Source organism: Cupriavidus sp. 01L46 (assembly GCF_056399905.1).
Map to the genome: position 1 here is coordinate 58,372 of NZ_JBFTSF010000003.1, position 13,422 is coordinate 71,793.

The following is a 13,422-nucleotide window of genomic DNA, read 5'->3' on the forward strand; positions in this document are numbered from 1 at the left end:
TCAATGTCCTTGGCCAGGCGTGCCGGCGCTGCCATTGCTGCCATTGCTGCCGCCGCTGCCATCGTCATTGCCACTGCCCGCGTGGCCGGACGGGACGGGCGCAGGTGGCGACCCGGGCTTGTGCTTGGTCTTGCTGAACTTGCCGATCACGACGAAGAACATAGGGATCATGAAGATCGCTAGGAAGGTGGCGGTCAGCATCCCGCCGATCACGCCGGTGCCGATCGCATGCTGGCTGCCGGAGCCGGCGCCATTGCTGAGCGCCAGCGGCAGCACGCCAAGGATGAAGGCCATCGAGGTCATCAGGATCGGGCGCAAGCGCAGGCGTGCCGCCTCCACCGCCGCGTCGACGGTGCTCATGCCCTGGTCGCGCAGGTCGCGGGCGAACTCCACGATCAGGATGGCGTTCTTTGCCGACAGCCCCACCGTGGTCAGCAGGCCGACCTGGAAGAAAACGTCGTTCTCCAGCCCGCGCAGGGTGGCGGCCAGCAGCGCGCCCAGGATGCCCAGCGGCACCACCATGATCACCGAGAACGGGATCGACCAGCTCTCATACAGCGCGGCCAGGCACAGGAACACGACGAGGATCGAGATGCCGTAGAGCAGTGGCGCCTGCGAGCCGGACTGGCGCTCCTGGTACGACAAGCCGGTCCATTCGTAGCCGATGCCGTCGGGCAGCTTCTGGGCGATGGCTTCCATGGCGTTCATCGCCTGGCCGGTCGATTTGCCGGCCGCCGCCGCGCCCTGGATCTCGACCGCCGGAATGCCGTTGAAGCGCTCGAGTTTGGGGGACCCGAAGATCCAAGCCCCCGAGCCGAAGGCGCCGAACGGCACCATCGTGCCAGCCGCATTGCGCACGTACCAGGCGTTCAGGTCCTCCGGGTTCATGCGGAACCTCGGTTCGCCCTGCACGTAGACCTTCTTGATCCGGTTGTCGGTATCGAGGAAGTTGTTCACGTAAAGCGACGCCCAGGCGGTCGAGAAGGTCTGGTCGATGTCGGCGGCGCTGACCCCCAGCGCATTGGCTTTTTCGCGGTCGATGTCGACCTTGAACTGTGGTGTGTCGTTCAGGCCGTTCGGGCGCACCTGTGCCAGCAGCGCGTCTTTGGCCGCCATGCCGAGCAGCATGTTGCGCGCCTGCATCAGCTTCCCGTGGCCCACGCCGGCACGGTCCTGCAGCTCGAAGTCGAAGCCCGCGGCCGTGCCGAGTTCCGGAATGGACGGGGGGTTCAACGGGAACACGTTGGCGTCCTTGTATCTCGCAAAGTGCCCGAAAATCCGCCCGACCAGCGCGGGCGCTTTCAGGTTCGCGGACTCCCGCTTGGAGAAGTCCTTGAGCCGCACGAACACCAGGCCCGAGTTCTGGCCGCGGCCGGCAAAGCTGAAGCCGTTAACCGTCAGCGCGGCTTCCACGGAATCCTTCTCGTTGTTGAGCAGGTACTCCTGCACATCCAGCAGCACCTTGGCGGTCCGCTCCTGCGTGGAGCCCACGGGCGCCTGCACCAGCACGAACATGGTGCCCTGGTCCTCTTCGGGCAGGAAGGCTTTCGGCAGGCGCACGAACAGCAAGCCCACCACCAGGATCACCATCAGGTAGATGACCAGCCAGCGCCCCGAGCGCCGGATCACGTGCTCCACGCCGCTGTGGTACTTCTTCTGGCTCTTGGCGAAGGTGCGGTTGAACCAGCCGAAGAAGCCAGTCTTTTCATCGTGGTGGCCTTTCGGGATCGGTTCGAGCATGGAAGCGCACAGTGCCGGCGTCAGGATCAGGGCCACCAGGACGGACAGCACCATGGCGGCAACGATGGTCAGCGAGAACTGCCGGTAGATCGCCCCCACCGAGCCACCGGAGAATGCCACCGGCACGAACACCGCCGACAGCACCAGCGCCACGCCCACCAGCGCGCCGGTGATCTGCTCCATGGCCTTGCGCGTGGCGTCGCGCGGCGACAAGCCTTCCTCGGCCATGACCCGCTCGACGTTCTCCACCACCACGATCGCATCGTCCACCAGCAGGCCGATGGCCAGCACCATGCCGAACATCGACAGCGTGTTGATCGAGAAGCCAACCACCGACATCACCGCGAAGGTGCCCAGCAGCACCACGGGCACCGCGATGGTCGGGATCAGCGTGGCGCGCAGGTTCTGCAGGAACAGGTACATCACCAGGAACACCAGCACGATGCCCTCGATCAGCGTCTTGATCACTTCCTCGATCGACAGCGTGATGAATGGCGTGATGTCGTACGGATACTCCACCACCACGCCTTGCGGCGCGTAGCGCTGCAGCTCGGCCATCTTGGCGCGCACCGCCTTGGCCGTGGCCAGCGCATTGGCGCCGGTGGCGAGCTGGATGCCGAAGGCCGCGGTCGGCTGGCCGTTGTACTTGGTGTCGAAGTTATAGTTCTCGCCGCCCAGCTCGATGCGCGCCACATCCCTCAGGCGCACCTGCGAGCCGTCGGTATTCACCTTGAGCAGGATATTGCCGAACTGCGCGGGGGTTTGCAGCAGCGTGGCCTCGGTGATGGTGGCTTGCAGCATCTGGCCCGGCACCGACGGCGTGCCGCCCAGGCTGCCGCCGGCGACCTGCACGTTCTGCGCGGCCACCGCGTTCTTGACGTCGATCGGGGTCAGGCTGTAGTTGTTCAGCTTGGTCGCATCGAGCCAGATCCGCATGGCGTACTGCGAGCCGAACAGCGTGACCGTGCCAACGCCGTCGATCCGGCTGACCGGGTCCAGCACCTTCGACGCCACGTAGTTCGCCAGGTCGTAGCGGCCCATGCTGCCGTCCCTGGACACGAAGGCGAGGATCAGCAGGAAGCTGCTGCTCGACTTGGTGACCTTGGTGCCCAGTTGCTGCACGGCCTGCGGCAGCAGCGGGGTGGCCAGTTGCAGCTTGTTCTGCACCTGGACCTGCGCAATGTCCGGGTTGGTGCCGGCCGCGAAGGTCAGCGTGATGGTGGCGGTGCCGGAGTCGTCGCTGGTCGACGACAGGTACAGCAGGTGGTCCAGGCCACTCATCTGCTGCTCGATCACCTGCGTGACGGTGTCTTCGACGGTCTTGGCGGAAGCGCCGGGGTAGGTGGCGCTGATCTGCACGGCCGGCGGGGCAATCGTGGGGTACTGGGCAATGGGCAGCGTGGTGGTCGCGGCGAGGCCGGCCAGCATCAGGATGATTGCGATCACCCACGCAAAAATTGGCCGGTCGATAAAGAACTTTGCCATGAAGCTGGCTCCCGGTTATTGCGCGGCCGATGCTGCCGACGCTGCGGAAGGCGCCGATGCCGCTGCCGCGCCGGCGCCAGGCATGGCCTGCGCGCCGGAGGCCGGCTGCGCCGGTGCCTGGGCTTCGACCGGCTTGACCGTCATGCCCGGTTTGGCTTTCTCCACGCCATTGACGATCACGCGATCGCCCGGCTGCAGGCCGCTGTCCACCACCCAGCCGCTGCCGTAGGTGCCGGTGGTGACGATCTGGCGTTGCGTCACCTTGTTGTCCTGGCCGACGACCAGCGCCACGGCCTGCCCCTTTGCGTCATGCGTGACGCCAATCTGCGGCACGACGATGGCCTTGTCGTTGACGCCCTGGTCGATGCGCGCGCGCACGAACATCCCGGGCAGCAGCACGCGATCCTTGTTCGGGAAGATCGCACGCACCGTCACGGATCCCGTGCTCTGGTCCACGCTCACGTCGGTGAACTGGAGCTGGCCGGGCTGCGGATAGGCGCGTCCGTCCTCCAGCAGCAGCGTGACCTTGGCGGCGTTGGCGCCGGCGGCCTGCAGGCGGCCCTCCTGGATCTGGCGGCGCAGCCGCAGCCCATCGACGCTCGATTGCGTCAGGTTGACGTAGACCGGGTCCAGTTGCTGGACCGTGGTCAGCAGCGTGGCCTGGCTGGCCTGCACATAGGCGCCCGGCGTGACCTGCGACAAGCCGCTGCGCCCGCTGATGGGGGACACGACATCGGTGTAGCCCAGGTTGATCTGCGCGGTTTCCACCCCTGCCTTGCCCGATGCCACGTCGGCCACGGCCTGGCCCAGCGCGGCCACGGCGTTGTCGTAGTCCTGCTTGCTCACGGCGTTGGACGCCACCAGGATCTTGTAGCGCTGGACCAGCGCGTTCTGCGTGCCTACGTTGGCCTGTGCCTTTGCCAGCACGGCCTTGGCATTGTTGAGCGCGGCAATGTAGGGCGTCGGGTCGATCTTGTAGAGGCGCTGGCCCAGCTTGACCTCATCGCCCTCGGTGAACTCGCGGCGCAGCACGATGCCGTCGACCCGCGCGCGCACCTGCGCGACCAGGAAGGCGCTGGTGCGGCCCGGCAGTTCGGACGTGACGGGCACGGTGGCCGGCTTGACGGTGACGACGCCGACCTCCAGCGTCTGCGGCGGCGGCGCGGCGGGCTTTTGTCCGCATGCAGCAAGAATTACGGCAACCGTCGCGGCACTGATATGGCGAAAGGGAACCCGCTCGATGCGCATGAAGGGACCTCGGAATCGGTGGAAGTGGACGGGAAGCACAAACACGCGCACGCGCTGGCCATCCTGTATGGACAGGCAGAGGCGCTACATGGCACGGCGATCGGAGCCGCGCGCCGGCAACCGTTGTCCCGGTTGGCGCCTGGCGGGTGAGCAACTGCCGCCCCGGCCTTGCCTGCTGGCGGGCGGTTGCCGTGGATTCGGCGATGGATAGGCGCTGCGATCAGGGCGCCGGCGATGGCCGCAAGCCTCGCGCGGCATGCGGGAGAGACCGCGAAAGCTTGGGCGCCCGACCTTGCCATGCGGCGTGGCAGGACGAAGGCGAAGAGGGTAGGGGGAGATGATTTCCGCAAACCGAATGCAAGCCCGTATCAGTGCACTCATGCCGGCCATCAGCCATTACGCGATCACGTCATCGTGTCCTTGCACGCTGTGGCCCTTCCGGCACCGCCACAGCCGGGCGAAATGGTGCATCACACCACTCTAGATCACTTGCATGACAAAGCAAGAAGCGTCTCGAAGTATCGTGCGCCGCACGGGCCGGGCCAAGATGTGGGCCATGCTGCGCGCTTCGTGGGAGCGGGGGCAAAACATCCACGCTACGGAATAAAACCGGGGCGCCATGCGTTTACTCGGGTGGGCAGGACCGAATCGCGGCATCACCCGATGGCGTCACCATGCGGCCCGCCCGCCAAGGAGACCAACATGAAAGCGCTCCGCCTGGTTTCTGCCCTGCTGCTAGCCTTGATGGCGGTGGCGGCCTGTACTTCCGGCGGCGGTGGCRACGGGTCCGGCGGCGCCTCGGTCTCGCGCGATGGCAGCCGCGGCACTAGCGGCACTAGTGGCACGGCTGGCACCGGCGGCATGGGGACGAGCGGATATTGATCCCCGCCCCGATGCTTGCAGATGCGCCCCCCATGTCCTGTCAGCAGTGAGCGTTGGCGACGACATCGCGGTCTGGCTTCCGCAGCTGCGGCGCTATGCGCGCGCGCTCACCGGCGACGCGGCGTGGGCCGATGACCTCGTGCAGGACACCGCGGAGCGCGCGCTTGCCCAGGGCAAGCGGCTGCCCGCGGGCGGTCAGGCCCGGGCCTGGATGCTGACCGTGCTGCGCCACCTCTACATCGATCAGTTGCGCCGGCGCCGCGAAGTGGCGTTGGACGCGGCCKATCCGCTCTGGCAGCGGCAGGCGGCCCCTGCCAGCGAAGTCGACGGGCTGACGCTGCGCGATGTGCAGCGTGCGCTGTACCGCCTGCCGATCGAGCAGCGCGAGGTGCTGCTGCTGATCGTGCTGGAGGGCCTGCGCTACCAGGAAGCCGCCGCGGTCTTGCACGTGCCGCTGGGCACGGTGATGTCGCGCCTGTCCCGCGCGCGCGAGCATCTGCGCGCACTGCTGGCCGATGGCGCCGGCGGCTCTGGTGGCATGGGTGGCACGGGTGGCGCCGGCGAGCGCCACGTACCGCTAAGGGTGGTGAGGAACACGCCATGAACGACGACCGCGGCCCCGGTCCCGCCTCTGACCCGAACGCCAGCGAGCCCGCACCCGACCTGGCGCGGCTGTGCGCGCTGGTGGACGGCGAATTGCCCGAGGCCGAGGGCGCGGCCCTGCGCGCGGCCCTCGCGCATGACGCGCGGGCCGCGGAGCTGGCGGAGCACTATACCCAGCAGAACGCCGCGCTCAAGGCCCTGTTCCCGCTGCCGGCGGACCTGCGCTACGTGCTGGTCCGGGCGCGCGCGCCGTGGTGGCGCAGTGCGCTTGCCGCCACGGGCTGGGTGATGGCCGGCCTGGCGCTTGCATTCGGCGTGGCGTGGCTGCCAGGCGCCAGCGCGGACCCCAACGCATTTGCGCGCCATGCCGATGCCGCCTATGTGGTGTTTGCGCCTGAAGAGCGCCATCCCGTCGAGGTGGCGGCCGCCGACCAGGCGCACCTGCGCGCGTGGTTGTCGCGCCGGATCGCCCGTACGCTCACCATTCCGTCGCTGGACGAGTACGGCTTCACGCTGCTGGGCGGGCGCCTGCTGGCCGGCGAGGCAGGCCCGGCCGCCCAGTTGATGTACCAGGACCCGGCCGGCGAGCGGCTCACGCTCTACATCACGCCGGCCGCGCCCGCCCTGGCCACGCTTGGCGTGCTGCGCCAGGCCGATCGCCGCACCTTTTACTGGGTCAGCGGCGGGGCCGGYTATGCGCTCTCCGGCCAGTTGGCCGAAGCGCGGCTGCGCGCCATCGCCGGCGATGTCTGCGCGAGCCTGGGCGGCGATCCGCAGGCATGGCAATAACAAGGGGCAAGGGCGCGCGGAATGTACCGGGAATGCATGGAATAAACGGGGAGCCTGATCCGTTTACCCATTGCAGGAACGCGCGCCGCGCAAGCGTGCCAGCGGGTCCGGCAGGCAAACCGATGTGCCGCGGGATGCGGTTCGGGCAATAGCCCGGCGCATCGCAACGTCGGGCATTCGATCCCGGGATGACATCATGAGCAAGGCTCTGGGTGCCGTGGCGGCGTTACTTGCCGGCCTCGGCCTGAGCGCGCCCGCGGCGGCGCAGGCGGTGGCCGCGGACGCAGGGAGTGGCTATTCGTCGCCTTGCCAGCAGATGGCGGGGCAGGTGGAGATCGACGGCTACCTGCAACAGGTGGTGGGGCTGGCCTGCCTGCAGCCGGATGGCTCCTGGCAGATGGTGGATAGCTCTGGCGGCGCGGTGGTGTATGCGCAGCCGGCTTACTACTACGACCCTTGGTACTGGGCGCCGGTTGGCGTCGGCTTTGGCGCGAGCTTTATCTTTATCGACCGCTTTCATCACGCGCACAACATGCACCGCGTGTTCTTTTCGCGCCCGGGCGGCGGTTTCCGTGGCGGCTTCCATGGCGGCTTCCATGGCGGCTCGCGCGGGTCGTTTGTCGGCGCGCCGCACGGCGGCTTCCAGGGGGGCGGGTTCCATGGTGGCGGCMATCATCACTGACGAAGGACGGCGCTTAATGTGAATGCACGACGGGCGTGAATGCACGAAGGGCGCTGCCACCGGATCGCTCGGCCGCGCCCTTCGCGCACGCGCAGGCCCTGCGCGGCTTCGCCGCGGCGCCTGTCGCCTGTCTTTGCCGCCATGCTTGACCGGGCCGGCCCGGTGCGGCGGCTCAAGGATGCGCGCGACCCGGCGGGCATGCCGGCGCCAGGCAAGCAGGGCATCTGGCCCGCGGGGCATCCTTCCACACCYGCGCGCGGCACCGATTGACAAGCCTGGTACCGTTCTGTACCGTGGAACACTGTGCGGCTCTGCCGCTGGCTTTCCCCGGTCGGCGGGATGCCGGCCCTGTGCCACGCCGCCACGCCGCCACTCTGCTTTTTCCCGCTTTCCTGCCCTTTCCTGACCTTTCCTGCCCTGTTTCCTTCATGCCACGTAAAGCCGCCCAGCTCTCCGAAGCCGACAAACATGCCGCCGAAGGCGGCGCCGTAGCCGTAGACCGGGCCTTGTTCGTGCTTTCCGCGTTCCGCCTGGGCGACACCACGCTGAGCCTGGTGGAGCTGGCCCAGCGCACCGGGCTCTACAAAAGCACGCTGCTGCGCCTGCTGGCGTCGCTGGAGCACGCCAGGCTGATCCTGCGCCATACCGATGGCCGCTACGGGCTAGGCCCGGAAGTGGCGCGGCTGAACTCGGTGTATTCGGCTTCGTTCTCGCTCGAACTCATCGTCATGCCGGTGCTGCGCCAACTGGTGCAGGCCACACGCGAAAGCGCCGCTTACCACGTCGAGCAGGGCGAGCACCGTCTGTGCCTGTACCGCGTCGACTCGCCCCAGCCGGTGCGCGACCATGCCAAGGCGGGGGAGCTGCTGCCACGCAACCGCGGCGCCGGTGGCCGCGTGCTGCGCGCATTCAGCGGGGCGCGGGGGGAGCTATACCAGAAGATACGGGAAGAGGGCGTCGCGGCGATGGTCGGGGATCGTCTCCCGGAGATTGCCGGMGTATCGTCGCCGGTGTTTGGCCCGGACGGCGAGCTCAAGGGCGCGCTGACCCTGACCTGCCCGACGCCGCGCTTCGACGAGGCCTTCCGCCCGCATGTCCTGCGGGCAGCCCGCGACCTGACCCTGGCGCTGGGGGGCACGTTCCCGTTTCCCGCCTGAGCTGCCCCAGATCGGTGCAAAACCGGTCCTGGCGCGGTGTTTGCTCGTCAGCGTTGGCTCCTTGCTCCTTGCTCCTTGCGCCGTGCCCCTGCAACCAGGCCGATGCCCGGCTTGTCGGGGGTGGCCCTGTCGGCGTCCGTGGCGATATCATGCGCCTTTGCGAAGTTGACCAACCAATCGGGCCTGCCTCTGAAGCCTCCCGTCAACGTCACCGGCAACACGGTATCTTCAAAGGAATTCCGTGCAGTTAGACCAGCAAACGATTGTCGTCGTCATGGTGGTGGTGTACGCCAGCACGCTGGCCATTTCGGCCGGCCTGCTTGGCGCCTTGCGGCCCAGCGCGGCCGKGCGCCTGTGGGCGCTCGGGCATCTGCTGGTGTCGGCCGCCGGGCTGGTGCTGGCGGCCAACGCTTCGGCCAGGCTGGTCTATGTCAGCGCGGGCGGGGCGGCCGCCTTTATCGCCGGCAGGATGCTGATCTACCGCGGCGTGCGGGTGTATTACGGCATGGCGTCGTGGGATCGCACGCTCGCGGTGGGCGTGACGGTGGCCGCGCTGGCGCTGGTTGGCGCCGCCGGCATGGCTGGTGGCCAGGCGCGCATGCATGTGATCGGCTACGGCAGCCTGGCCCTGGTGGCCGTGCTGACGGTCGTCACCCTGCTGCATGCCTACGATGGCCGGCGCAGCGTGGGCACGCCCCTGGTGGTGATTGCCAGCCTCGTTCACCTGGCCACGCACCTGGCCGGGTTTGCCGCCGGGCTGGMGGGCAACGTGGCCTCGGGGCCGTTCTATGCCAGCAGTGCCAACGGGATCTTGCTGGTGGTGCCGCTGGTGGGCACCTTGCTGGCCTTGTTCGGGTTTACGGTCATGGCCATGGAGCAGGTCATTGCCACCAATGAAAACGGCGCCAGGCTCGATGCGCTGACGCGCCTGCTCAACCGGGGCGCGCTCGACAAGTCGGCCATCAGCCTGGTGGCTGCCTGGGAGCGCCACGGCCAGCCCTTGTCCTGCCTGGTGATCGATATCGACCATTTCAAGCAGGTCAACGACCGGCATGGCCACCATGCCGGCGACACCGTGCTCAAGCTGATCGCCGAGGCCATCGACAACTCGCGGCGTGCCTCCGATGTAGCCGGGCGCTACGGCGGCGAGGAATTCTGCATCCTCTGCCCGCATACCGACGAAGGCCAGGCCACCGCGCTGGCCAACCGGATCCTGAAAAAAGTGCGTGGCATTGCGCTGCCCGGCGACTCGGCGGCGTTCGCCAGCGTCAGCATCGGCGTGGCCGAGCTGCGCGGCGGGGCGGCGGGGGTGGAAGGGCTGTGGCGCGCCTTGTTCGCGGCGGCTGACCGGGCGCTCTATGCGGCCAAGGAGTTTGGCCGGGACCGCTATGCGCTGGCGTCCTGGATGGCGCCGTCCACGCGCCCGGTGCCCGGCGACGTGGGCGACTCCGCCCACGTGCCTGGCCGCTAGGGCCGGTAGCGCTGTCTCTGAGCCTGGATCAGTCCTGCGCCGTCGGCACGTCCCGGGGCGGGTGGCCGTCGTAAGTCCAGATGTACTGGCGCGGGATCGGGCCCTTGTTGCGGCCGCCTTGCTGCGTTTGCTCCCAGGCATGCGCCAGGATCCCGACCGAGCGCGACAGGCAGAACAGCCCGCGCGCCAGCGGCGCCGGGAAGCCCAGCTCCGCATAGATCACAGCCGTGGCACCGTCGATATTCATGGGAATCGGCTTGCTGCGGCCCGCGCCCAGTTCGGCCTCCACCGCGCGTGCAATGGTGGCGAAGCGGCCCGAGACCACGCCATCGGCTGCGGCTTGGTCCACCAGCGCCAGCAGGCGCGGGGCGCGCGGGTCCAGCGGATGGAAGCGGTGGCCGAATCCGGACACGAACTTGCCGTGGTTGTCACGATAATCCGCCAGGGCGGCCTTGACCGCGGCTTCCTGGGTTTCGCCGCCGTCGATACGGCGCGCCACATCCTGGTACAGTTCCACCGCCTGCTCGCCGGCGCCGCCGTGCACGTCGCCCAGCACGTTGACGGCGGACGCCATCGCATTGTTCAGGCCCACGCCACAGGTGGCGGCCATGCGGGCAATGGCAATGCTGGGCGCTTGCGGGCCGTGGTCCACCGCCGACATCAGCGCGGCGTCCAGCAACTYGCCTTGCCCGCGCGCCGGCAGGTCGCCGCGCAGCATCAGCCAAATCATCTGCGCGAACGACACCTGGCCGATCAACTGCTCGATGGGATAGCCGCGGTAGCGGATCTCGCCGGGCTGCATGTCGATGATCTCGGTACGCCACCAGTCCTGGGAGAGGCGCTGGCCTTCGTTGATGTCATTGGTGCCGGTGTTTGCCTTGGTAGGTTCACTCATACCGCACGCTCCTTTTGCAGGGTTTCGATATCCGCCTCGCCGTAGCCAAGCTGGACGAGGATCTCGCGGGTGTGCTGGCCGAGCTCCGGCGGCGGGGTGTCGACCGACGGCGCCTCGCCATTGAGCTTGAAGCCCGTGCGCACCAGCCGGATGTCGCGTCCCACGCCGGGCACGTCGGCAAACTCACCGATCATGCCGCGCCCGCTCACCTGCGGGTGATCCAGCGTTTGCGGCACGCTGTAGACCGGGCCGGCCGGCACGCCCGCCTCGTTGAACAGTTTCCACCACGCATCGGCGGATTTCTTCGCCAGCTCCGCCTCCAGCTCGCGCGTGAGTTCGGCGCGGTTGGCCAGCCGCGCCTGGCGCTGCGCGAAGCGCGCGTCGGTGGCAAGTTCCGGGCGGCCMACCACGCGGCAGACCGCTTCGAACTGCTCCTGCTTGTTGGCAGCGATATTGATCAGGCCATCGCCGGTGTGGAAGGCGCCGGACGGGCTGGCCGTCATGTTCTCATTGCCCATCGGCGCCGGGGTCTTGCCTGCGATCAGGTAGTTGGACACCACCCAGCCCATGGTGGCCAGGGTGGCTTCCAGCATCGATACGTCGATGAAGTAGCCCTCGGTGCGCTGGTGATCCGCCAGCGCGGCGGCCACGGCAAAGGCCGCGGTGATGCCGCCGATGGTGTCGGAGACCGGGTAGCCCACGCGGTAAGGCGCGGTCTGCGGGTCGCCGGTGATGCTCATCACCCCGGACATTCCCTGGATGATCTGGTCGTATGCTGGCAGGTCCGACAGCGGGCCGTCCTGCCCGAAGCCGGAAATGGCGCAATAGATCAGCTTGGGATGGATCTGCTTGAGCGCCTCGAAGCCCAGGCCCAGGCGGTCCATCACGCCGGGGCGGAAGTTCTCCACCAGGACGTCGGCGCTCTGCACCAGCTTGCGGAAGACTTCCTTGCCGCTCGCGTGCTTGAGGTTGATGGTGATGGAGCGTTTCCCGGGGTTCTGCGCCAGGAAGGACACGCCCATGAGCCGGCTGTTGAGCTCGGCATCGGCCCCCAGCTGACGGGCCAGGTCGCCGGTGCCCGGGGTTTCCACCTTGATGACCTCGGCGCCCATATGGGCGAGCTGGTGGCAGCAGAAGGGCCCGGCCAGCACGTTGGTGAGGTCGAGGACGCGGATATGGCGTAGCGGTTTTTGCATGGCGAGGCTTTGAGGTGTCGGTGCCGCGGCGCTTCGCAGTGGCGAAGCTGGCCGCGGCGGGCGGCGAAGGCGTTACTCTACCTTGGCGCCGGACTGGCGCACGAGGGTGCCCCAGCGGGTGTTTTCAGCCTTGATGAACGCGGCCAGGTCTTGCGGGGAACCGCCGCGCGGCTCGCTGCCTTCCTCGCGCATCTTGGCGATGGTATCGGGCTGGGCGATGGCCTTGTTGATCTCCTCGTTGACGCGCTTGACTATCTCCGCCGGCGTGCCGGCCGGCGCCACCAGCGCCTTCCAGTCCTCCGCCTGGAAGCCGGCATAGCCGCCTTCGATCACGGTCGGCACGTCACCCAGCAGCGGCAGGCGCTTGGCCGAGGTCACGCCGAGTGCGCGCAGCTTGCCGGCCTTGATCATCGGCAGCGCGATCGGCGGCGTAGCGAAGTAGAAGTCGGTCTGGCCGCCCAGCAGGTCGGTCAGCGCCGGCGAGGCGCCCTTGTAGGGCACGTGCAGCATCTTGATGCCCGTGCGGCGCGCGAACATCTCGCCCGTCAGGTGGCCCACGGTGCCCGTGCCGGCCGACGCCATCGAGAGCTGCCTGGCCTTGCCGGCGGTGACCAGGTCGGCCAGGTTCTTGTACGGCGCGTCCTTGCGCACGATCAGCACCAGCGGTTGCGCGGAAACCAGCGCCACCGGGGTGAAGTCCTTGATCGCGTCGTAGGGCATCCTGGGGTACAGCGTGGGATTGATCGCCAGGTTGGCGGTCTGGCCCATGCCGAGCGTGTAGCCATCGGGGCGGGCCTTGGCCACCGCGTCCATGCCGATATTGCCGCCCGCGCCAGCTCGGTTTTCCACCACCACGTTCCAGTGGGTGGTCATGCCCACCTTGTTGAACACCAGGCGCGCCATGACGTCGGTGCCGCCGGCCGGCGGGAAGGGGACCACCAGGCGCACCGGCTGGCTCGGATAGGTGTCCGCGGCAGCGGGGATGGCGCCTGCGGCGAGCAGGGCGGGGACTGCGAGCAGCAGCAGGGCGCGGATGGGGAAGCGTTTCATTGTGTCTCCGGATTGGGGTGGTGCACGGCACCGGCGGAAGATTCTTTGTGTTCTGTAGATTAGAACGTTGGTCTTACTTAGGGAATTTAGGTGGGAGGATAGGAGGGGGGAGGGGGGGATGTCAAGGGGTAGGGGGGCGGCTTTTTGGGGAGGCGGCGTTGGCTTTTGCACCCAAGGGCCATACGACATCCCCCTGCGGGGGCTGCCGGTCACTTTTCTTTGAC

The 13,422-nt window shown here is 68.0% G+C and carries 11 protein-coding genes; 6 read left to right on the forward strand and 5 right to left on the reverse strand.

What is annotated here, in order from left to right; translation table 11 throughout:
• Together AC1DS3_RS01510 and AC1DS3_RS01515 are read right to left on the reverse strand one after the other, a co-directional pair.
• Positions 1 to 3,225, reverse strand: a complete 3,225-nt coding sequence (locus AC1DS3_RS01510; protein ID WP_441638209.1) for an efflux RND transporter permease subunit — start codon at positions 3,223 to 3,225, stop codon at positions 1 to 3.
• A 15-nt stretch (positions 3,226 to 3,240) separates the two neighbouring features.
• Entirely contained in the window at positions 3,241 to 4,473 is a 1,233-nt protein-coding gene (locus AC1DS3_RS01515; protein ID WP_441638211.1) for an efflux RND transporter periplasmic adaptor subunit, read from the reverse strand.
• A 702-nt stretch (positions 4,474 to 5,175) separates the two neighbouring features.
• Here AC1DS3_RS01515 and AC1DS3_RS01520 point away from each other — a divergent pair.
• The 6 genes from AC1DS3_RS01520 (at position 5,176) to AC1DS3_RS01545 (ending at position 10,057) form a co-directional block, all read left to right on the forward strand.
• Entirely contained in the window at positions 5,176 to 5,355 is a 180-nt protein-coding gene (locus AC1DS3_RS01520) for a hypothetical protein (RefSeq protein ID WP_477126572.1), read from the forward strand.
• Positions 5,356 to 5,401: 46 nt separating this feature from the next.
• Positions 5,402 to 5,959, forward strand: a complete 558-nt coding sequence (locus AC1DS3_RS01525; RefSeq protein WP_477126573.1) for a sigma-70 family RNA polymerase sigma factor — start codon at positions 5,402 to 5,404, stop codon at positions 5,957 to 5,959.
• Positions 5,956 to 6,747 (forward strand): anti-sigma factor family protein, encoded by a 792-nt coding sequence (locus AC1DS3_RS01530; RefSeq protein ID WP_441638217.1) that lies wholly within the window; start codon positions 5,956 to 5,958, stop codon positions 6,745 to 6,747. Before AC1DS3_RS01525 ends, AC1DS3_RS01530 begins: the two co-directional genes overlap by 4 nt.
• A gap of 196 nt (positions 6,748 to 6,943) precedes the next feature.
• Positions 6,944 to 7,429 (forward strand): hypothetical protein, encoded by a 486-nt coding sequence (locus AC1DS3_RS01535; RefSeq protein ID WP_477126574.1) that lies wholly within the window; start codon positions 6,944 to 6,946, stop codon positions 7,427 to 7,429.
• Positions 7,430 to 7,857: 428 nt separating this feature from the next.
• Positions 7,858 to 8,586, forward strand: coding sequence for an IclR family transcriptional regulator (locus tag AC1DS3_RS01540; RefSeq protein ID WP_174424044.1), 729 nt, complete (start codon positions 7,858 to 7,860; stop codon positions 8,584 to 8,586).
• A 241-nt stretch (positions 8,587 to 8,827) separates the two neighbouring features.
• Positions 8,828 to 10,057 carry a GGDEF domain-containing protein gene (locus AC1DS3_RS01545; protein WP_477126575.1) on the forward strand — a complete coding sequence of 410 codons (1,230 nt, stop codon included), beginning with the start codon at positions 8,828 to 8,830 and terminating at the stop codon, positions 10,055 to 10,057.
• Between the two features lie 28 nt (positions 10,058 to 10,085).
• On the opposite strand, the gene AC1DS3_RS01550 is transcribed toward AC1DS3_RS01545, so the two are convergent.
• The 3 genes from AC1DS3_RS01550 to AC1DS3_RS01560 all read right to left on the reverse strand — a co-directional run bounded on the left by AC1DS3_RS01550 (position 10,086) and on the right by AC1DS3_RS01560 (position 13,198).
• The gene (locus AC1DS3_RS01550) at positions 10,086 to 10,952 is read right to left on the reverse strand and encodes a citryl-CoA lyase (protein WP_477126576.1); all 867 of its coding nucleotides are present in this window, start codon (positions 10,950 to 10,952) and stop codon (positions 10,086 to 10,088) included.
• Positions 10,949 to 12,148, reverse strand: coding sequence for a CaiB/BaiF CoA transferase family protein (locus AC1DS3_RS01555; RefSeq protein WP_441638225.1), 1,200 nt, complete (start codon positions 12,146 to 12,148; stop codon positions 10,949 to 10,951). Before AC1DS3_RS01555 ends, AC1DS3_RS01550 begins: the two co-directional genes overlap by 4 nt.
• A gap of 72 nt (positions 12,149 to 12,220) precedes the next feature.
• A complete protein-coding gene (locus AC1DS3_RS01560; RefSeq protein WP_441638227.1) occupies positions 12,221 to 13,198 on the reverse strand; it encodes a Bug family tripartite tricarboxylate transporter substrate binding protein in 978 nt (325 codons plus the stop codon).
• Positions 13,199 to 13,422 lie beyond the last annotated feature (224 nt).